At 68.9% G+C, this 19271-nt stretch carries 19 protein-coding genes; 7 read left to right on the forward strand and 12 right to left on the reverse strand.

Going from position 1 to position 19271, the window contains the following annotated elements:
• Window positions 1-52 precede the first annotated feature (52 nt).
• A complete protein-coding gene (locus N2M23_RS02905) occupies window positions 53-2464 on the reverse strand; it encodes a transglycosylase domain-containing protein (RefSeq protein WP_265443139.1) in 2412 nt (803 codons plus the stop codon).
• Between the two features lie 243 nt (window positions 2465-2707).
• Between N2M23_RS02905 and N2M23_RS02910 the strand changes: the two genes are divergently transcribed.
• Window positions 2708-3013 carry a WhiB family transcriptional regulator gene (locus tag N2M23_RS02910; RefSeq protein WP_265443140.1) on the forward strand — a complete coding sequence of 102 codons (306 nt, stop codon included), beginning with the start codon at window positions 2708-2710 and terminating at the stop codon, window positions 3011-3013.
• A gap of 225 nt (window positions 3014-3238) precedes the next feature.
• On the opposite strand, the gene bagB is transcribed toward N2M23_RS02910, so the two are convergent.
• The 3 genes from bagB to N2M23_RS02925 are packed head-to-tail and all read right to left on the reverse strand — an operon-like array spanning window position 3239 to window position 6166.
• On the reverse strand, window positions 3239-4399 hold the full coding sequence (bagB, locus tag N2M23_RS02915) for an ArsA family ATPase (protein WP_265443142.1): 1161 nt from the start codon (window positions 4397-4399) through the stop codon (window positions 3239-3241).
• Entirely contained in the window at window positions 4396-5394 is a 999-nt protein-coding gene (bagA, locus tag N2M23_RS02920; RefSeq protein ID WP_265443144.1) for an ATPase BagA, read from the reverse strand. Before bagA ends, bagB begins: the two co-directional genes overlap by 4 nt.
• 43 nt (window positions 5395-5437) lie before the next feature.
• Window positions 5438-6166 (reverse strand): alpha/beta hydrolase family protein, encoded by a 729-nt coding sequence (locus tag N2M23_RS02925; protein WP_265443145.1) that lies wholly within the window; start codon window positions 6164-6166, stop codon window positions 5438-5440.
• Window positions 6167-6287: 121 nt separating this feature from the next.
• On the opposite strand from N2M23_RS02925, the gene N2M23_RS02930 reads away from it, so the two are divergent.
• From N2M23_RS02930 to N2M23_RS02945, 4 genes are read left to right on the forward strand one after another with little or no spacing between them, the layout of a single operon-like run.
• A complete protein-coding gene (locus tag N2M23_RS02930) occupies window positions 6288-7571 on the forward strand; it encodes an NAD(P)/FAD-dependent oxidoreductase (RefSeq protein ID WP_265443147.1) in 1284 nt (427 codons plus the stop codon).
• Between the two features lie 37 nt (window positions 7572-7608).
• Window positions 7609-7767, forward strand: a complete 159-nt coding sequence (sp36, locus tag N2M23_RS02935) for a Sp36 family protein (protein ID WP_171151460.1) — start codon at window positions 7609-7611, stop codon at window positions 7765-7767.
• Window positions 7768-7772: 5 nt separating this feature from the next.
• Window positions 7773-8234, forward strand: coding sequence for a RidA family protein (locus tag N2M23_RS02940; protein WP_265443149.1), 462 nt, complete (start codon window positions 7773-7775; stop codon window positions 8232-8234).
• A gap of 7 nt (window positions 8235-8241) precedes the next feature.
• Window positions 8242-9081, forward strand: a complete 840-nt coding sequence (locus N2M23_RS02945) for an NUDIX hydrolase (protein WP_265443150.1) — start codon at window positions 8242-8244, stop codon at window positions 9079-9081.
• Window positions 9082-9206: 125 nt separating this feature from the next.
• Here N2M23_RS02945 and N2M23_RS02950 read toward each other — a convergent pair whose 3' ends face one another.
• From N2M23_RS02950 to N2M23_RS02975, 6 genes are all read right to left on the reverse strand, one after another.
• Entirely contained in the window at window positions 9207-10100 is an 894-nt protein-coding gene (locus tag N2M23_RS02950) for a dioxygenase family protein (RefSeq protein ID WP_265443151.1), read from the reverse strand.
• Entirely contained in the window at window positions 10097-11158 is a 1062-nt protein-coding gene (locus N2M23_RS02955) for a maleylacetate reductase (RefSeq protein WP_265443152.1), read from the reverse strand. The genes N2M23_RS02950 and N2M23_RS02955 overlap by 4 nt, the downstream gene beginning before the upstream one ends.
• Window positions 11155-12954, reverse strand: coding sequence for an FAD-dependent oxidoreductase (locus N2M23_RS02960; RefSeq protein ID WP_265443153.1), 1800 nt, complete (start codon window positions 12952-12954; stop codon window positions 11155-11157). Before N2M23_RS02960 ends, N2M23_RS02955 begins: the two co-directional genes overlap by 4 nt.
• 166 nt (window positions 12955-13120) lie before the next feature.
• Window positions 13121-14086, reverse strand: a complete 966-nt coding sequence (locus N2M23_RS02965) for an AraC family transcriptional regulator (RefSeq protein WP_265443155.1) — start codon at window positions 14084-14086, stop codon at window positions 13121-13123.
• A gap of 33 nt (window positions 14087-14119) precedes the next feature.
• Window positions 14120-14593, reverse strand: a complete 474-nt coding sequence (locus N2M23_RS02970; RefSeq protein WP_265443157.1) for a lamin tail domain-containing protein — start codon at window positions 14591-14593, stop codon at window positions 14120-14122.
• 293 nt (window positions 14594-14886) lie between these two features.
• Window positions 14887-15723, reverse strand: coding sequence for a lysozyme (locus N2M23_RS02975; RefSeq protein WP_265443159.1), 837 nt, complete (start codon window positions 15721-15723; stop codon window positions 14887-14889).
• Between the two features lie 200 nt (window positions 15724-15923).
• On the opposite strand from N2M23_RS02975, the gene N2M23_RS02980 reads away from it, so the two are divergent.
• The gene (locus N2M23_RS02980; RefSeq protein WP_265443160.1) at window positions 15924-16718 is read left to right on the forward strand and encodes an MBL fold metallo-hydrolase; all 795 of its coding nucleotides are present in this window, start codon (window positions 15924-15926) and stop codon (window positions 16716-16718) included.
• Here N2M23_RS02980 and N2M23_RS02985 read toward each other — a convergent pair.
• Together N2M23_RS02985 and N2M23_RS02990 are read right to left on the reverse strand one after the other, a co-directional pair.
• A complete protein-coding gene (locus tag N2M23_RS02985) occupies window positions 16697-17578 on the reverse strand; it encodes a PP2C family protein-serine/threonine phosphatase (RefSeq protein ID WP_265443161.1) in 882 nt (293 codons plus the stop codon). The two genes, N2M23_RS02980 and N2M23_RS02985, sit on opposite strands and share 22 nt — an antisense overlap.
• Window positions 17579-17668: 90 nt before the next feature.
• Window positions 17669-18346, reverse strand: a complete 678-nt coding sequence (locus N2M23_RS02990) for a Crp/Fnr family transcriptional regulator (protein WP_171151441.1) — start codon at window positions 18344-18346, stop codon at window positions 17669-17671.
• Between the two features lie 166 nt (window positions 18347-18512).
• On the opposite strand from N2M23_RS02990, the gene nth reads away from it, so the two are divergent.
• The gene (gene nth / locus N2M23_RS02995; RefSeq protein WP_265443880.1) at window positions 18513-19214 is read left to right on the forward strand and encodes an endonuclease III; all 702 of its coding nucleotides are present in this window, start codon (window positions 18513-18515) and stop codon (window positions 19212-19214) included.
• Window positions 19215-19271: the final 57 nt, after the last annotated feature.

Below are 19271 nucleotides of genomic sequence, written 5' to 3' on the forward strand. Positions count from 1 at the left end.
CGAAAGTGCCCGCCCACCGAATCGGTGAGCGGGCACTGTCGTCGTACGGCGGCTACTTGCCGCTCGGTTTGGGTTTGGTCGTCGCCTTCGCGGTGCTCGTCGGCTTCGACCTGTTGGTGGCCTTCGGCTTGCTTGTCGCCTTCGGCTTGTTGGTGGCCTTCGGCTTGACGGTCCGAGGCACCGTCACCCGCGGCGTAGCGGCCTGGGTTCGCCGCGTCGCCGTGGCCTGCGGCACCACCGGAGGCTGCGTGGTGCGCGGTGAGTAGGTGCGCGGCGAGTAAGTGCCGGTCGGTCCGACCGGGGTGGGCGGCGGCGGAGTCGACGCAGTCGCCTTCGGCGCGGGCTTGGACTTGGGGGTGGTGCCGTCCGGTTTCTGGAAATACTCGATCGGCTTGCCCTTGAGCGCCGCGTCCATGACGTTCTTCCAAATGGGCGCGGCGAGGTCACCGGCGAAGACGTAACCGTCGTACTTCTGACCCGCCAGCGTGATGTCCTTCATCGGAGCCGGCGCCTTGTTGTGGCCGACCCAGATGCCGGTCGCGAGCTGCGGGGTGTAGCCGACGAACCAGATGTTCTTGGCGCCGTCCTCGGTGCCGGTCTTGCCGGCCGCCGGCCGGTTGCCGTTGAGCAGGATGTCGCCGTGCGTCGTACCGGCCGGGTCGGTGATCACCGACTGGAAGATCTCGGAGGTCTCCGCGGCGACCTTTTCGCTCACCAGCTGCTTGCACTCGGTGCCCGACAGCGGCAGCTTCTTGCCGTTGCTGTCGCTGATCGACACGACCGGCCGCGGCGGGCAGTACTTGCCGCCCGCGGCGATCGTCGCGTAGGCGTTGGTCAGGTCCAGCGGGGTCACGTCGGAGGTGCCGAGCGTGATCGACGCGGCCGTGGACTGGATCTGCTGACCCGTGCCGCTCTCGACGCCGAACTTGCTGGTCGTCTTCAGCACGTCGCAGCTGCCGAGCTGGCTGACCATTTCCGCGAAGACGGTGTTGACCGACTGTGCGGTGGCGTCCTTCAGGCTCATCTTCTGCCCAGCCGGTGGGTAGGGCGCGTCGTTGGGCAGCTTCCACGTCGTACCGGGCGTCAGACCGCACTTGCCGGGGAAGTCGGCGCTGCTGAACGCGTGTGCCGGAGCGCCCGCCGAACTCGTCGTGTTGTATGACGGCACGGTCATCTTCTTCTCCGGCGACCAGCCGGCCTCGAGCGCGTTGACGACCGTGAACATCTTCGCGGTCGACCCGTAGGCGTACCCCTCACCATCGGTGGTGAAGTTCTGCGCGTTCTTGCCCGGTCCCGCGACGTTGGAGTACTGGGTGTTCTGGCCACTGGCCAGCACCAAACCGGTGCCGGGCTGGATGATGATCCCGGCGGAGTCGATCCCCTCGGAGTTGCCCTGCGGCACCTTCTTGCGGATCTCCTTGTCGATCGCGTCGGCCATCTTCGGGTCGAAGCTGGTCTTGATCGTCAGGCCACCGCTCTGCAGCGTCGCCAGGCGGGACTTCGGGTCCTTGCCGAGCGCGGGCTGGGTCTGCAGCCAGTTGATCACGTAGTAGCAGAAGTAGGCGTACTTGGAGTTGGCGCACGAGTTGGAGTTGACCTGGGTCAGCTTCAACCCCAGCGGCGCCTTCTTGGCATCGACCAGCTGGGTGTAGCTGATCATCTTCTGCTGGTACATCTTGTCCAGCACCACGTTGCGCCGCGCCAGCACCTCGTCGGGGTTGGTCGTCGGGTCGAGCCGGCCCGGCTCGTTGACCACACCGGCGAGCATCGCCGACTGCGGCAGGTTGAGCTCCGCGGCGCTGATGCCGAAATAGTGCCGGGCGGCGGCCTCCACGCCATACGCCTGGCCGCCGTAGTAGACGAGATTGAGATAGCCGTCCAGGATCTGGTCCTTGGTGTACTTCTGCTCGATCGTCACGGCGTACTTCAACTGCTGCAACTTGCGGACGTAGCCCTCCATGCCGGACTGGGTGACGGCACGGTTGGCGGCCTCCTCGTTGCCGGTGTTGATCGCCTGGTTCTGCTGCATGACCTTGACGTACTGCTGCGTCAGCGTGGATGCGCCCTGGGTGCCGTTGCTGAAGACGTTGGAGGTGATCGCGCGCAACAGGCCCTTGGAGTCGATCGCGCCGTGCTGGTAGAACCGCTCGTCCTCGATCGCCACCTGGGCGTTCTTCATGTTCTGCGAGATCTTGTCGAACGGCACCACGATGCGGTTCTGGTTGAACGGCGTGGCCAGCACCGACCCGTCGGCGGCAAGGATCCGGGACTGCTGAGCCAACGGATTCATGTCAATGTTGCTCGGGATCTGGTTGAACAGCTTTATGCTGCCGTTCGTCGCCTGACCGGCGGCACCGATGGCGGGCAGTGCCAGCCCGGCGGCAACCAGGCCCATCGCGATCGCAGTCGCGATGAGCGCGCCGAGCAGGCTGAACACTGTGCCGAAGCGGTTCACTTGACGCATGAGCGCCAGGGTAACCGGCGAAACTGTCCGCGCCGCGCAGGCGCGTGGCCCGCACTGCAGGCGGGCGATGTGGGCGTGCACCCTAGCGCTATCCGGCTGACCGCACGTATAGTCCGAACGGGCTATTTCGAAATAGTTCCCAATAGGGCTAGCGGGTGAACGGCGGGAGACATAACGTGCTCCCAAAGACACGCGGGGGCGTGAGACCTGTTGAAGCAGCGTGGTGGGGAAGGCCGAACGACTATGACTGCAGTAATGCCGGACAAGGTGATCTGGGATGACAACTGGGCAGCACGGGCAGTGTGCCGCACCGGAAGTTCGCCCGACGAGTTGTTTGCGAAGGGCGCCGCTCAACAGACCGCCAAGGTGATCTGTCAGCGCTGCCCGGTAGTGGCCGAGTGCCTCGCCGACGCGCTGGACAACAAGACCGAATACGGCGTATGGGGCGGTATGACGGAGCGCGAGCGCCGCGCGCTGCTCCGCCGTCGACCCGACGTGCGCTCCTGGGAGCAACTCTTCAAGATCGCTCGCGCCGACGAGCTTGGTTGATGGTCCGCGACTTCGTCGCGGACCATCAACCAAGCTCCCTGTCTTTTGGCGGCGGTTCCTCCTCCGCCGCGTCCCGGTTGAGCACGTCTCCGCTGGTTGAGTAGCGGGGGAGCGCAGCGGAGGAGCGTATCGAAACCTGCGTCGGTGGTCTCGATACGCGGCTCGTTCCTCACCGCTACTCGACCACCATCTACCCGGTGGTCCTCGGAGCTACTCGACCACCATCTACCCGGCGAGCTCGTCGCCGATCTCGCGGAGCTGCGCGATGTCGTTGACGTCATGCGCGGCCGCGCCCACCAGCACCTGAGGGATCGTCGGGTGCGCGGCGGTGAACCTGCCGATGGCGGCCTCGTGCCGGGCCGCGGTGGCGGCCAGGTCAGCGTGCAGCCGCAGCAGGCTCGCGGTGTCGCCCGGCTGCCAGCCCTTCCCGCGCCGCGCGGGTAGCTCGTCGGCCGCCTCAGCCGCAACCTCGGCGCGCGCTTCCTTGAGCGAGGGCACATGGGTGCGCTGCACCCGGTTGACCACCAGACCGGCGAGCGGCATCCCTTCCTCGCCGAGCCGGCCGGCGAAGTAGGACGCCTCACGCAGTGCGTCCCGCTCGGGCGTCGCCACCACCAGGAATGCCGTCGACGCGTCACCGAGGAGGGCATAGGTCTGCTCGGCCCGCTCCCGGAAACCACCGAACATCGTGTCCAGCGCGGCGACGAACGTCTGCGCGTCCTTGAGGAACTGGCCGCCGAGGATCTTCGACATGACCGCGGTCACCGAGTTGACCCCGACCGAGACGACCTTGAGGTAGGCCCGGCCTCCGGCCTTGGCCGGCGACATCATCAGCCGGATGAACCGCCCGTCCAGGAACGACCCGAGCCGTTTCGGGGCGTCGAGGAAGTCTAGCGCGGACCTCGACGGAGGGGTGTCGACCACGATGAGGTCCCACCGGGCCCGGCCGTCCCGCTGCTCGGCGTGCAGTTGCCCGAGCCGCTCCATCGCCATGTACTCCTGCGTGCCGGCGAACGAACTCGAAACCGCCTGGTAAAAGGGGTTTTCCAGGATCTGCTGCGCCTTGCCGGGGTCAGCGTGCCGCAGCACCACCTCGTCGAAGGTGCGCTTCATGTCGAGCATCATCGCGTCGAGCGAACCGCCCGCGGATGAGTCGATCGACTCCACCGGAGCCGGCTCGTTGTCCAGGTGCTCCAGGCCGAGAGCCTGCGCCAGCCGGCGTGCCGGGTCGATGGTCAGCACCGCCACGGTGCGGCCCTGCTCGGCGGCTCGGATCGCCACTGCCGCAGCCGTCGTCGTCTTGCCGACGCCACCGGAGCCACAACACACGATCGTGTGCACCGAGTCGTCGGCGAGCAACTGGTCGACGTCGAGGACTGCCGTCATACCTGAGCCTCCTGGTCGGCCAAACTCGTTGCGAGCTGGAGCAATCCACCGGCGTCCAGGCCGTCGGCGAGCAACGGCAGGTGGTATGTCGGCAGCCCCAGCCCGGCGATGGTCTCGCGCTCCTGCTGCTCCAGGTCGAGGCGGTCGACCAGATCGCGCCCGGTCTGCACGAGGCCACCGACGAGCGTCGGACCCACTCGCAGACCCAGCTCGCCCAGGTCGTCGGCCAGGGGCGCGGTGTCGAAATCGTTTGCGGCCAGCAGGTTTCGGGCGTGCTCGTCGGCCGGCGGGGTGCGCTCCTGGTTGATCACGACCGCCCCGAGCGGAAGGGGCAACGATCGCAGCTCGGCGACCGCGTCGACGGTCTCCTGCACCGGCATCTCTTCCAGCAGGGTCACCAAATGCACTGCGGTCTGGTCGGATTGGAGCAGGTCATTGATCGAGTCGGCCTGGTTCTTCACCGGGCCGACCTTGGCCAGGCCGGACATCGCCTGGTTGACCGCGAGGAACTGGCCGACCCGGCCGGTCGGGGGAGCGTCCAGCACGACGGCGTCATACACCTGGTCCTGGCGGACGCCACGACGTCCGGGCCGGCGCCGGACCGCCTCGTAGACCTTGCCGATCAGCAGCACGTCGCGCAGTCCGGGCGCGACGGTCGTGGCGAAGTCGACGACGCCGAAGCGCTCGAGCATGCCGCCGGCCATGCCGAGTTTGTAGAACATCTGCAGGTATTCGAGCAGCGCGGCTTTCGGGTCGACGGCCAGGCCCATGACCTGCCCGCCGCCAGGCCCGGTCGCCACCTGCACCTCGTCCTCGCCGAGCCTGGGCACGTCGAGGACGCCGCTGATGCCCTGCCGGCCCTCGACCTCGGCGAGCAGCACCCGCTTGCCCTCGGTCGCCAATGACATCGCGAGCGCGGCGGCAACGGTCGTCTTGCCGGTGCCGCCCTTGCCGGTCACGATGTGCAGCCGCACGCCGTCCCAGTCGCTCGTCATGCCGCAAACGCTATCCCGCCCGGGCCTGCCCCCGAAGGGGTGATCAGGATGTCAGGTCGGACAGGTCGCGCAGGGCCGCCGCGAAGTGGGGCGAGTCCGGATCGATCAGGTCCTGATGCCCGGCTCCGGTCAGCACGGTCAGTGGTATGCCGGGCCCGGCCGCGGCCTGGTAGCTCTCGGAGACCTCGACCGGGACCGTCTCGTCTGCCGTCCCGTGGATGAGTCGGACCGGTGCCGGGGTAGGTCCGAGCAGCGCGGGATCGGCTGCCCGCCATACGGATTCGTCGGCGTTGCCCATCATCGCGTCGGCTGCTCCGTCTCCGAGGTGCAGGTCTCGGGTCAGGTGCAGGTCGACCGCCCCGGCGAGCGAGATCGCACCGGCGATGCCCGCGGCCTCCGGCTGGTGCAGAGCCCAGGCGACCAGGTGGCCGCCGGCTGAATGTCCAAGCAGCACAACACGATCGGGCAGCTCTGGGTCGGCGCGGACGGCGGCGACGCCGGCTCGGATATCGGCGGCCATTGCCGCCCAGTCGCCGGGGATGCGGCGGTATTCCACCGACGCGACGTGAAAGCCGTCCGCCGCGAGCGCCGTCGCCTGCGGCCCGGTGTGCAGTCGGTTGTATTTCGGGCGCCAGAAACCGCCGTGCACGAGCAGCACGGTGGCGTCGCGTGCGTCGCCGGAGGGGATGCGCACGTCATACAACTGATCGGGGTGACGGCCGTAACTGCGGGTGGCGTCGGGCTGCCGGTCGGGCGCGGAGAAGTCGGGCACGACGGCGACCTTACCGAGCGCACCAGAAGTTACTGACTAGTTCGGTATACGCCGGTTGGCCCTACGAAATCAGCGGTGCTACCGTCGCGAGAGCGGGAATATCGTAGAACGAGGAGCCAAAATGCCGCAGGAACCGTTGCGCGCTGTCAAGGGTCAGCGCACGCCGCACGTCGTCATCGTCGGAGCCGGCATGGTCGGCCTTTCGACCGCGTGGCACCTGCAGGAGCGCGGGGTCGAGGTGACCGTCGTCGAGCGATCCGGTGTCGCCGCCGGCAGCTCGTGGGGCAATGCCGGCTGGGTGTCGCCCGGTCTGTGTGTGCCGCTGTCCGACCCGTCGGTCATCAAGTACGGCATGAAGGCGCTGCTCGACCCCGACTCGCCGCTCTACATCCCGATGAAGCCGGACCCGAAGCTGGCCTCATTCCTGCTCGGCTTCGCCCGGCGCTGCACGCCGGGACAGTGGAAGCGAACGATGGACAAGTACGTCCCGGTCAACCGGCGCGCGATCGAGGCGTACGAGTTCCTCGAGTCGCATGGTGTGCAGTCCACCTCGCACGACGCACCGATCATGGCTGCGTTCCGCCGCGCCGAGGACGCGGCGGGGCTGGAGCACGAGGTCGCGCTGATCCGCGAGGCCGGCCTCGAGCTCGAGGCAACCGAGGTCGACAACGCCACGCTGCGTGCCGAACTGCCGATCGTCAGCCCGGACGTCGAGAAGGCGATCCGGCTCGGCGGGCAGCGGTTCATCAACCCCGGTGAGTATGTCGACGCGCTCGCGAACGCCGTCACCGACCGGGGCGGCCGACTCGTCATCGGGTCCAACGCTCGCGCCCTGCGGCACGGCCCGGGTGGCGTCACCGTCGAGATGATGAGCGGCGAACCGATCTCGGGTGACGCCGTCGTGCTCGCCACCGGCGCCTGGTTGCCCGAGCTGGCCCGGGACTGCGGCGTGCGGACAGCGCTGCGCGCCGGACGCGGTTACAGCTTCTCGGTCTCGGTCACCGACCCGTCAATGCGGCCGGTGCCGTGCCCGGTCTACTTCCCCTACGAGCGGGTCGCCTGCACGCCGCTCGGTGACCGGCTGCGGGTCGGCGGCACGATGGAGTTCGCCGGCACCGAGGAGCCGTTGCACGAGGAGCGCGTCGACGCCATCGTGAAGAACGGCCGCCCGCTGCTGTCGGGCGTCGACTGGGAGGACCGGCAGGACACCTGGGTCGGCGGCCGACCGGTGACCGTCGATGGTCTGCCGCTGGTCGGCGCCACCAAGGTGCCGCGCGTCTTCACCAACGGCGGCCACGGCATGTGGGGCATCACCCTCGGACCGCTCTCCGGTCAGTTGCTGGCCGAGCAGATGGTCACCGGCGTGACCCCGCCCGAGTTGCTGCCGTTCGACCCGACCCGCTGACCGGGTCGTCATACCCGCGCCGCATTAGGGTGACCGCATGACCAAGTGGGAATACGCCACCGTGCCGCTGATGATCCACGCGACCAAGCAGATCCTCGACCAGTGGGGCGAGGACGGCTGGGAGCTCGTGCAGGTCGTGCCGGGACCCGACGGCAACGGCCTCGTCGCCTATCTGAAACGCCCCAAGGAGAGCTGAAAACCATGTCATCAGTTGAGGACCGGCTGAGCGAGCTCGGTCTGACCGTCCCCGAGGTCGCCGCCCCGGTCGCCGCCTACGTGCCCGTCGTGCGCGACGGCTGCCTCGTCTTCACCTCCGGTCAGCTGCCGGTGGTCGACGGCAAGCTCGCCGCGACCGGCAAGGTCGGTGCCGAGGTGACCGCCGAGGACGCCGCCAAACTCGCCGAGACGTGTGCGCTCAACGCGATCGCCGCGGTGAAGTCGGAGATCGGCGACCTCGACCAGGTCACCCGCGTGGTCAAGGTGGTCGGCTTCGTCGCCAGCGACCCGAGCTTCACTGGTCAGCCGGCGGTCATCAACGGCGCCAGTGAGTTGCTGTCGAAGGCGTTCGGCGAGCGCGGTGCGCACGCGCGCTCGGCCGTCGGCGTCGCCGCGTTGCCGCTGGACGCTCCCGTCGAGGTCGAGATCACCGTCTCCGTGCAGTGACGTCGTGGTGACGTCCCAGCACGACTTCCCGGTGCCGCCGCCGCTCGCCGAGGGCGCGCAGCGGTGGTTGGCGACCGCTCCGGCGCAACGTCCGATCGTGCCACCCCGTATGGCGGCGACCGTCATGCTGTTGCGCGAATCCGCCTCCGGACCGGAGGTTTTCATGCTCCGGCGCGTGCCGTCGATGGCATTCGCGCCGTCGGTCTGGGTGTTTCCCGGCGGCGGTGTCGACCCCCGCGACGAAGCCGGCGACATTCCGTGGGCCGGGCCCTCTCCCGCGCAGTGGGCGGCGCTGACCGGGCTGCCCGACGCGACGGCGCGGGCGACGGTCATCGCGGCGGTGCGGGAGGTTTTCGAGGAGTGCGGCGTGTTGCTCGCCGGACCGTCGGCGGACACGGTCGTCGCGGACGTCAGCGGCGACGACTGGCACGCTGACCGGGAGGCGCTGCTCGACCGGTCGCTGTCCTTCGCCGAGCTGCTGACCCGACGCCAACTGGTGCTGCGCTCCGATCTGCTTGCGCTGCAGGACCACTGGGTCACCCCGGAGATGGAGCCGAAGCGCTACGACACCTGGTTCTTCGCCGCCCGGCTGCCCGAGCGGCAGGCCGCCGACGACCGCACCAGCGAGGCCGACCGCACCGAGTGGGTGCGTCCGGCCGCGGCGTTGGAGCAGGTCGGTGCTGGTGCGGCCCGCATGATGCCCCCGACGATCGTGCAGCTGCGCCGGCTGGGTGCCTTCGCCGACATCGGGCAGGGCATGGTCAGTCGCGCCGGCTTGGTGGCGGTGATGCCCGAGCCCGCCGAGACCGATGGCGGGATGGTGCTGCGGGCCACGCTGAACGACTGACGGCGGGCGCTTTCGGCTGGTTGCGATAGGTCTGCTGGTTTCGATACGCCGGCACGGGCTTGCAGGCTCGCCCGTGCCGACTACTCAACCAGCGGGGCCGGCTACTCAACCAGCGGGGTGGTCACTCAACCAGCATCGTCGGCGAGGACGACGTCGAAGCGGACTCGCGACCAGGCCCCGCCGTGCAGGTCACGACCGTCCGGAGTGGGTGTGCCGGCCGGTTGCAGGTCGAAGTCGAGCACTAGCGAATCCTTCACCCCGAAGACGCTGTCGGTTTCCAGTTGCGAGTCGCCCCGCACGAAGATGTGGGTCACCAGGCGCCGCTTGCCGTCCGCGGTGACCATGAAGTGCAGGTGGGAGGCTCGCATCGGGGTGCGCTCCGAGGCCGCGAGCATCTGCCCGACCGGCCCGTCATACGGGATCGGGTATGGCGTGGGTTGCACCGCCCAGAAACGGTATTCGCCGCGCTCGTCGCTGAAGAGGTGCGCCCGGCCGCCGACCCTCCCGTCGTCATACTGCACGTCGTAGAGGCCGTCGTCGTCGGCTTCCCACGCCTCGATGCGCGCACCCGGCACGGGCTGCCCGTCGGTGCCGCGCACGGTGCCCTCGACGTAACACGGCATGCCGGTGGCCGCGCCGCTGATGTCGCCGCCGTTGTCGATCTCGGGCGAGTCCTGCACGAAGAACGGACCGAAAACCGTTGCCTCAGTGGCATTCCCGCGAGCCCGGTTGTTTATCGTGATGGTCTGCATCGACACCCCGAAGGTGTCCGACAGCAGGATGAATTCCTGGCGTTTGTCGTCGGTGATGTGCCCGACGGCGGTCAGGTATTCGATGCCGGCCTCCCATTCCTGCTCGGTGAGCCGCACCTCGCGCACGAAGGCGTGCAGGTGCCGGGTGGCGGCCTGCAGGATCTCGCGCAGCCGGTCGTCGGGGGTGTTGGCGAAGGACGCGACCACCTTGTCGGTGAGGTCCTGCTCGCGTTGCACCTGAGCTTGGTCGTCATTGCTGTTGGTCATCGCGGTGGAGCTCCTTCCCAGGCGCGTTGTAGCAGCCCGGCCACGTTGTCTTCAGTCACGGGCGTCGGGTTGGACGGCGGCGCGACCGGCAGGATCGCGGCTACCGCGTCCGGCAGGTCGGCCCTGCGCATCCCGAGGTCGCGCAGCGCGCGGGGTGCGTCCAGTTGCGTTTGTAACGCTTCCAATCCGTCGAGTGCAGTGTCCGACCCGAAAGCCTGGGAGAGGCGTCGGTCGGCATCCGGTGCATTGGGTGCGTTCAGTGCGAGCACATGCGGGAGCACCACTGCATGGGTTTGTGCGTGCGGCAGGTCGTAGCGTCCGCCGAGCACGTGACAGATCTTGTGGTGCAGACCGGAGCCCGCGGACGCGAAGGCGACGGCGGCCAGGTAGGCGCCGAAGAGGGTGTCCTGGCGGCCCTCGAGTCCCTCCGGAGCGGCCACCACTCTCGGCAGCCCGGTGGTGAGCGCCCGCGCGCCCTCGGCGGAGAGTGCGATATCGAGTGGGTCGGAGTGCGGCGCCCACATCGAATCCACGCAGTGCGCCATGGCATTCAGCCCGGAGGCGACGCTCAGCTCGACCGGGAGCGACGTGGTGAGCGCTGCGTCATACACGATCGAAGCGGGTAGGACTCGTGGGTCGACGCCGGTCTGTTTCTCATTGCCGCTGGTGAGACCCCAGACAGGGGTTGCCTCGGACCCGGCGTAGGTGGTCGGCACGGCGACGATCGGCAGCCCGGTCGTCAGCGCGACCGCCTTGGCCAGCCCGGTTGTCGACCCGCCGCCGATGCTGAGCAGGGCATCGGCCCGCGATTCGGCGGCTGCGGCCCGGGCGCGTTCGGCGTTCTCCACGGGCACGTGCATCCGCACGTCGTCGTGCACGAGCGCGACCGGGACGTCCGCGCAGACCCGGTCCGCGAGGGTCCGCTCCGCCGGGGCGGCGATCACCATGACTCGGCGAGCGCCCAGTCCTGCCACCTCCGCCGATGTCGCGTCCGCCGCATCTTTGGGCGCGAAAACCACACGTTGGCCGAGGGTTTCGTGGGTGAAACCGATCGTCATACCGTCGTCCGTCCCAGCACGGAGGTGAGCGCGGTCCGCAGTGCGCTCTGCGGGTCGTCCGGCAGCGAGGTCGCGCGCCAGGCGACGTGCTTGTCGGGACGGATGAGCAGCGCGCCGGACTCCTCGACCTCGCGCAGCCGGGACCAGTCGTAGTAGAGGTCGGTCACTTCGCGGCCCGGTCCGATCACTACGGAGTCGAGCGGCACGTCCAGCTCCGCGGCGACCTTCGCCGCGGCCTCCTGCCAGGCGTCGCCGGCGACCCCGGTCAGCAGCGTGAACCGGTCGTAACCGCACACGTCGAGCGTCGACCGGGTGGTGACGTTGTCGCCGACCCAGGCATGCGGCAGGTGCGAGCCCGGCACGGTCGACGGCTGGTGGAAGAGGTCGGGGTCGCGGGTCGGATCTGGTCGCGTCGACCCGTCGCCGACTATTGCGGTCGACTCGTAGAACTGGCCGAGTTCGACGCCGTGAGCGTTGAATTCGTAGTTCTTGCGCTCCATGGCGGAGACCAGGTCGGCCCGCTTCGCGGCGCCGGCCCCGGTGTTGGCCTTTCGCTCCTCGATGGCCGCGGTCATCTCTGCTTCGGTCGCTGCGCCGGTCAGGCCGAGCGCGTCGAAGAGGTGGGAGAACTCCCGCGACGAGGTGTTTGCGCGCCGGACGATCCGCTCGGCGACCGGAGCGCGTTCGGCGGTGTAGCTGTCGAGCAGCGACGGGTCGGCCTGACCACGCAGCACGGCGGCCAGCTTCCAGGCCAGGTTGTAGGCGTCCTGGATCGAGGTGTTCGAGCCGAGACCGTTGCTCGGCGGGTGCCGGTGCACCGCATCGCCGGCGCAGAAGACCCGACCGGACTGCAACCGGGTCGCGAACATCTCGTTGTTCCCCCACAGCGAGGTGCCGGTGATCTCGACGTCGATATCGGGCATTCCCAACAGGTTTCGGACGATCTGAGTGGCGGCCGCATCATCGATGTCCGGCGGCGGCTGGTTGATGTCGTAACCCCAGACGATCAGCCACTCGTTCCACGGACGGACCATCCGGACCAGTCCGGCGCCGATGCCGCCGATGTTGGAGCCGGGCTGGATCACCCAGTAGAGGACGGACGGACGCCCCTCGCAATAGGCGGCGATGTCCGCCTTGAAGGTGATGTTCATCGATCCCGCGATGTCCATCGCACCTTCGAAGGGCAGGTCGATGTCGGCGGCGACCTTGGAGCGTGCGCCGTCGGCGCCGATCAGGTACTTTGCCCGGATCTCGTATTCGGTGCCGGTCAGCCGGTCCAGCACCTGCACGGTGACACCGTCGGAATCCTGCTGGTGCGAAAGGTATTCGGTGGAGAACCGCGCCTGCGTGCCGCGCTGGGTCGCATTGCGCACCAGGATCGGCTCGAGGTAGGTCTGCGGGATGTCGACCGGCAGACACGGCGACGCCGACTTGTAGTCGCCCTCGCGGTCGGCGCCGGTGCCCCAGGTGCGGATGCGGCCGATCTCCTCACCGGCGATCGAGGTGCAAAAGACCGTGTCGCCCATCAGCGCGTGCGGGGTCGCGTCCGCCAACACCTGCTCCTCGATCCCGAGGTCGCGGAAGACCTCCATCGAACGCTGGTTGGTGATGTGCGCACGGGGCGTGTTCGCCGTCCACCGGTACTTGGTGATCATGATGTTCGGTATGCCGAGGGTGGCGAGCAACAGCGCCGCCGCCGACCCGGCCGGCCCGGAGCCGACGATCAGCACGTCGGTCTCCACCTGCTGGTCGGCGGGCGGTCGAGTCTCTTCCTGACCGTCGTTGAATGCGGGCATCGTGGGTCACTTCCTTCGCGATCGGCCGCCGAGGCGGCGCTGTGCCTGAAAGTGTCGGGCGTCACACCGGTGCAAGGCCAGAGCTCGGCGGGCAGGACGGCCGAATCCGGCGCGATTGTCCGAATCGGGGCAGCGCGGGGCCGCGCGGGGCCGCGCAGTCGGCAGCTCACGCGGAGCGCTCGACGCGCAGCCGCGCACAGAAGGCAGAGGGGCTCTCGTCATACACCTCGCGGAAGGCGGCGGCGAAGCGGGACGGGGAGGTGAAGCCCACCGCATGGGCGAGGTCCGCGATCGACCGGTCGGTGCCGGCGGCGAGCAGTCGACGGGCGCGCTGCACGCGCCGATTGGTGACGTAGCCGGGCACGGTCAGGTCGCGCGCGGCGAACACCCGGCTGAGCTGCCGCGGACTGAGCCCGACGGCCGCGGCGATCCTGGTCGCCGACAGCGATGCGTCCCCCACCCGCGCCTCGATGTATGACGCAGCAGCCGCGAAATGCGAGTCGCTGGAGGCGGATTCGGCACCGCCGGTGGTCGCCGCGGCGAGCAGATCCAACAGCCCGTCAGCTGCGACGTCACCGTTGAACGACGAGTGCACCCGGCTCACGAGCGTGGTCGCCCACGGGGTCGCGGTCCGTCCGCGGAACGGCAGCACACGCGCCTGGTCGGCCGCGGGTTGCAGGTCGATCAGGTCTGCGACCTCCCGCGGAACGGTCAGCACGAACTCCTCGAAGTCCGCCGAGAAGCCGCGCACGCACGGCCGGTCGGCGTCGACGACGAGTAGCTCGCCCGGTCGCAGCGAGCGCATCGCGCCGTCGCTGTAGTAGACGGACTCACCGGCAACCGCGCAGAAGACCACCGCCGCCTCCTGCGGGGTGCGGCGCACCATGCGGGCGTTGCGTTCGGTGAAGTGACCGTTGGCGGTCACTCGTGCGACGCGCAGCTCGGTGCTGGTCAGCACCTGCTCGGTCGCCTCGAGCGCCGGCCCGTCGAGCTGACGGCAGGCGAGACCGATCAGCGCCTCGGCGTTGTGCAGCTCCCAACCGCGCACCCGGTCCGGTGCGGGCAGGTCGGCGGTGCGGAAGATCTCCGGGGTCCTTGGGGAGGACTCCGGAGTGCCGGGCTGCGGCGCCATGGGATCAGCGTAGGCGGCGCAGCCCGCATCCGGTCAGCAGTAGCGGTAACCCGCGCGCAGCTGGGCGGCCGTGCTGTACCCACAGCTGGTGACGCCGGCGCCGGTCGGTTTCTGCAGCCGGGCGGTGTCGCCGGGTGCACTGTTGTTCCAGATGTAGTTGGTCTGGTTCCAGTAGACGTCGGTGGCGGTGTTACGGCCCTTGCCGGTGTGCACCGTCACCGACTTACGGGCGCCGATCACGTAGCCCTTCGGGAAGACGTAGGTGTGGTTCTGCGCGTCCTTGATGCGGTAACCGGCGACCGCGATTGCCCTCGTGGTCGTGTTGGTGACCACGATCGTCTCGCGGTTGAGCTGGGCGTTGTCGCCGGCGCGGTCTGTGCCGGCCGGGTTGAACACGAAGCGCCCAAACTTCAGCGGCGGGGTGGCCGCCTCCGCCGGGGCAGCGGCGGTGGCGGCGAGACAGGTGAGTGCGGAGGCGGCGACGAGCGCGCGCAGGGCAGCATGCATGACGGAATTCCCCTGGAACGGGCAGCCGATCGGCTGGGAGTGAAGGTGCACGACGAGTGTCGGCCAGGAGAAATGTAGAGCATCGGAGGTCTCCGTGTCTCATTATCACGAAATCTCCGACGGTTGGGGGAACGCGACCAATCCGATTGGTTCGCAATGGTTCTCCGCGTTCGGGCGTAGGACTAGTACCACCAAAGCCGGACTTGTCACGTGCAGGAACACGTGACAAGTCCGGCTTCGGTGGTACTAGTGCGAGGTTCGCGGACGAGCCTCAGCCGTTGGCGATCGGCAACTCAGCCGTTGGCCATCGCGACGACCCGGCTCAGGTCGCCGTTGAACCAGTTCTTGTCGAACGGGGTGTCGGTGTACTGCCACATCGTGTAGTAAGGCCAGCCGCCGGGAATCGTGCCGGGCGAGCTGCTGTACTTCGCGATCCAGAGCGGGTTGGTCTGGTTGAACGCCGTGCTGTTGCCGGTGCACTGGTTCCACCAGTCGTAGGTGGTGTAGATCGGCGCGTCACGGGTGGTGAGTCGCTTGTATTCGTTCAGCCAGGTGCGGATCCAGGTGACCATCGCCGACTGGGACAGGCCGTAGCAGGTCGAGCCGTAGGGGTTGTACTCGATGTCGAGCATGCCGGGCATCGTCTTGCCGTCGCGCGACCAGCCGCCGCCGTGCGCGACGAAATACTGCGCCTGAGCCGCCGCGGACGCGCCATTCGGGATCGCGAAGTGGTAGGCGCCGCGGATCATGCCCTGCTTGTAGCTGCCGTTGTACTGCTGGGCGAAGTAGTCGTTGGTGTAGTAGTTGCCCTCGGTCGCCTTCGTGTAGGCCCAGCGCACACCGGAGTTCCACTGAGCGGCCCAGTCGACATTGCCCTGCCAGCCGGACACGTCGATGCCGAGGGTCTGGGTGGCGGCGGCGAACGGGCTGGCCACCTTCGGGGCAGTGGACGGGCCGGTGGTGCCGCGCTGGGACCAGCCGGCGTAGGCCTCGCCGCGCTGCAGCCCGGAGTGCGGTGCGGCGCGATCGGGACCGGGCGAGGCCGGCGCCGCGTGCGCGGGGGTGGCGGACAAGGTCAGCGCGACGGTGCCGGCGACGGCACAGGCGGCGGACAGGACGGATCGCTTCATGATCACCTCAGGAGTTCGAAAGTGCCTGCGGCATACGGGGATTCAGCCGCCGGCACCGGTATCGGGGTATTTACACGCTACGACCGTTTTCGTAAATGGATTACCAACACTCGGTCAACACTTCACCAAGACCGGGGTATGGCGGAGCGTCAATACGACTGTCCGGATTGCAGGTTCGGCCGGCGACTACGGTGGGTGGGGTGACCAACGATGCTCCGTGGCAGGGCGGTCCGCTCGGCGAACAGGCCTACGCGGTCCTTGCTCCCAACCCAGGCCCGATGACCCTCGACGGCACCAACACCTGGGTGCTGCACGCACCTGGCGACGACGTCGCGGTCGTGGTCGACCCGGGACCGCTTGACGAAGGCCATCTGCAAGCGGTCCGGCGGCAGGTCGATGAGCTCGGCGCGCGGGTCGCGCTCACCCTCATCACGCACTGGCACCACGATCACACCGAGGCGCTACCCCGCTGGGTCGAGCTCACCGATGCGCCGGTGCGAGGTGGTGGCCATGGCGACGCGTTGCTGGACGCAGAGCGAATCACCCTGGGATCGTTGGATATTCGCGTCATCGCAACCCCGGGGCACACCGCCGACTCGGTCAGCTTCCACCTGCCTGCCGCGGGCGTGCTCATCACCGGGGACACCGTCCTCGGGCGTGGCACGACCGTCGTTGCTCATCCCGACGGGGCGCTCGCGCCATACCTGGCCTCCTTGGACCGGCTGCACGAGAGCGCGAGTGCCGTACCGACCCGGCTCGCGCCCGCGCACGGACCGACACACGACGACGCGGCTGCGGTGATCGCCTTCTACCGACAGCACCGCCGGGAACGCCTCGACCAGGTGCGTGCCGCGCTCGCGGCCGGGGACGCGGACGCGCCGGACGTCGCACAGGCCGTCGTCGAGCGGGTGTATGCCGAGGTGCCCCGCGAGGTGTGGCCCGCCGCGAAGGCGAGCGTGCAGGCGCAACTGGACTATCTGGCCGAGTCGCGCTGATCGGCCGTCGGCCATGGTTCGACGCGAGCCACGATCGCGGTGATGTTGTCCATGCCGCCCTGGCCATTGGCGAAGGCGACCAGGGCCTCCACGACCGCGCTCGGCGCCGGTCCGCGCTCGGCGCAGGCCCGCTGCATCAGGTCCCACAGGTCGGCCGGGTCGGAGCAGTAGTTCCACAGACCGTCGGAGCACACCAGCAGCCAGCCCGGCTCCTGCACCAGCAGGTGGGCCAGGTGCGGCGACAGATCGGCGGGGGCCTCGCGCCCCAGCCAGCGGGTGATCGCGTGCGCGCTCGGGGTGGCTTCGGCCTCGGCCCGGGCGACCCCGCGGCGGATGAGTTCGTTGGCCATCGAGTCGTCGCGGCCCAGCTGAACCGCCCGCTCCGGGCCGACATCCGGCAGCCAATAGACCCGGCTGTCACCGACATTGCCGCCGACGACCATGCCTTGTTCGACGATGGCCGCGGCGAGCGTGCACGACGGCGGCGACGGATCACCGTCGGCAGCGGTAGCCGTCGCGGCGCGACTGCCGGCCTCGGCCGCCTCGGTGAACGCCCGCGCGACGACGGCCAGCCAGTCGTCCTCGGTGACGCCGTCCCGTGGCATCGGTTGACCGAGGCGTGCCAGGACCGCCTGCGACGCGGTCTCCGACGCGATGTGTGAGTCGGTCGCCGTCGAGACCCCGTCGCAGACGACCAGCACCGCGCGCCCGCCGGGTTCGGCGGACGCGGCCAGCGCAAGGGCGTCCTCGTTGCGGTGGTGCCGGCGGCCGATATCAGTCAGCCCGGCGATCCAGGGCTGCGGTGCGATCAGCAGATGGTTGCGGTCGTCCGCGGCGCTTGGGGATTGCCCCTGATCCACTGTGCGATTCCCCTGTCTCCTGCTGGCGTCGGACTGCTCGACGTCAGGCAGACGTGCCGCGACTTCTTACCGGTTCCGTCGGTATGACGGTCAGCGCGCCCGGCGTTGCAGCCGCTCGGTGTCGATGAGCGTCACCGCCCGCGCCTCGAGCTTGATCCAGCCGCGCGCGGAGAAGTCGGCCAGCGCCTTGTTGACGGTCTCACGGGAGGCGCCGACCAATTGGGCAAGCTCCTCCTGGGTGAGGTCGTGGGCGACCAGAGTGCCGTCCTCGGCGGGCTGGCCGAAGCGGTTGGACAGGTCCAGCAGCGCCTTGGCGACGCGGCCGGGCACATCGGTGAAGACCAGGTCGCCGAGCGCCTCGTTGGTCCGGCGCAGCCGAGCAGCTAGAGCGGTCAGCATCGTCATCGCCACCTCGGGCCGGGTGCCGAGGTATTCGGTCATCGAGCCGTGCGCGAGGCCGACCAGCTCGGTGTCGGCGACGGCCGTCGCTGTCGCGGTGCGGGGGCCCGGGTCGAAGAGGCTGAGCTCGCCGAGCATCTCGCCCTCACCGAGGATCGCCAGCAGGTTTTCCCGGCCGTCGGGGGAGCGGCGGCCCAGCTTCACCTTGCCGGCGGTGATGACGTAGAGCGTGTCGCCCTGCTCTCCCTCGTGGAAGAGCTCCTGCCCGCGGGCGATCTTGGTGCGGGTCATCGTCGACAGCAGCGCCTCGGCATCGGCGTCGTCGAGCGGAGCGAAAAGAGGTGCTTTGCGTACGGCCTCGGTATCCACGCTCCGCAGTCTGCCATGAACCGTGTGGAAGCTGTCACACCTGGGACCCGCGTCATCGCAAGGGAAGTCGGCAGCTTGTCGGTGCCCGCAACTAGGCTCAGCTGTCGTGAAGCGTCTCGACGTCTCGGCGGAGTCATCCGTCGCCCGCACCCGACGGGCCCGCAAGATGTACCGCGTGCTGCACGAGCAGTACCCCTACGCGCACTGCGAGCTCGACTTCCGCACGCCCCTGGAGCTACTGGTTGCGACGATCCTGTCCGCGCAGACCACCGACGTCGGGGTCAACAAGGTCACCCCGACGCTGTTCGCGCGCTACCCGGACGCTGCGTCATACGCCGGTGCCGACCGCGCCGAGCTGGAGGAGCTGATCCGGCCGACCGGCTTCTTCCGGGCCAAGACGGGCTCGCTGATCAACCTCGGTCAGGCGCTGGTCGACCGATTCGGCGGGCAGGTGCCGCCCCGGCTGAAGGACATGGTCACGCTGCCCGGTGTCGGACGAAAGACCGCGTTCGTCGTGCTGGGCAATGCGTTCGGCCAGCCGGGCCTGACCGTCGACACCCACTTCGGTCGGCTGGTGCGTCGCATGGGCTGGACCACCGAGGAGGACCCGGTCAAGGTCGAGGAAGCGATCGGTGCGATGTTCCCGCGCAAGGATTGGACCATGCTCAGTCACGTGGTGATCTTCCACGGGCGGCGGATGTGCCACGCCAAGCGCCCGGCATGCGGGGTGTGCCCAGTGGCCCGCTGGTGCCCGTCATACGGCATCGGCGAGACCGACCCGGACAAGGCGCGCAAGCTGCTGAAGTATGAGCTCGCGCCGGGGGCCGAGCGTCCGCCCGGCACCCCCGAGCCGGCGGCAGTGCTGTGAGCACCCCACGAAGTTCCTCCCCCGCTGCGCTGCGCCCGCCGAAGTTCTCCGCTCCTT

Origin of the sequence: Flexivirga meconopsidis, from assembly GCF_026162425.1 — a bacterium.
In the GTDB taxonomy this organism is placed as follows: domain Bacteria; phylum Actinomycetota; class Actinomycetes; order Actinomycetales; family Dermatophilaceae; genus Flexivirga; species Flexivirga meconopsidis.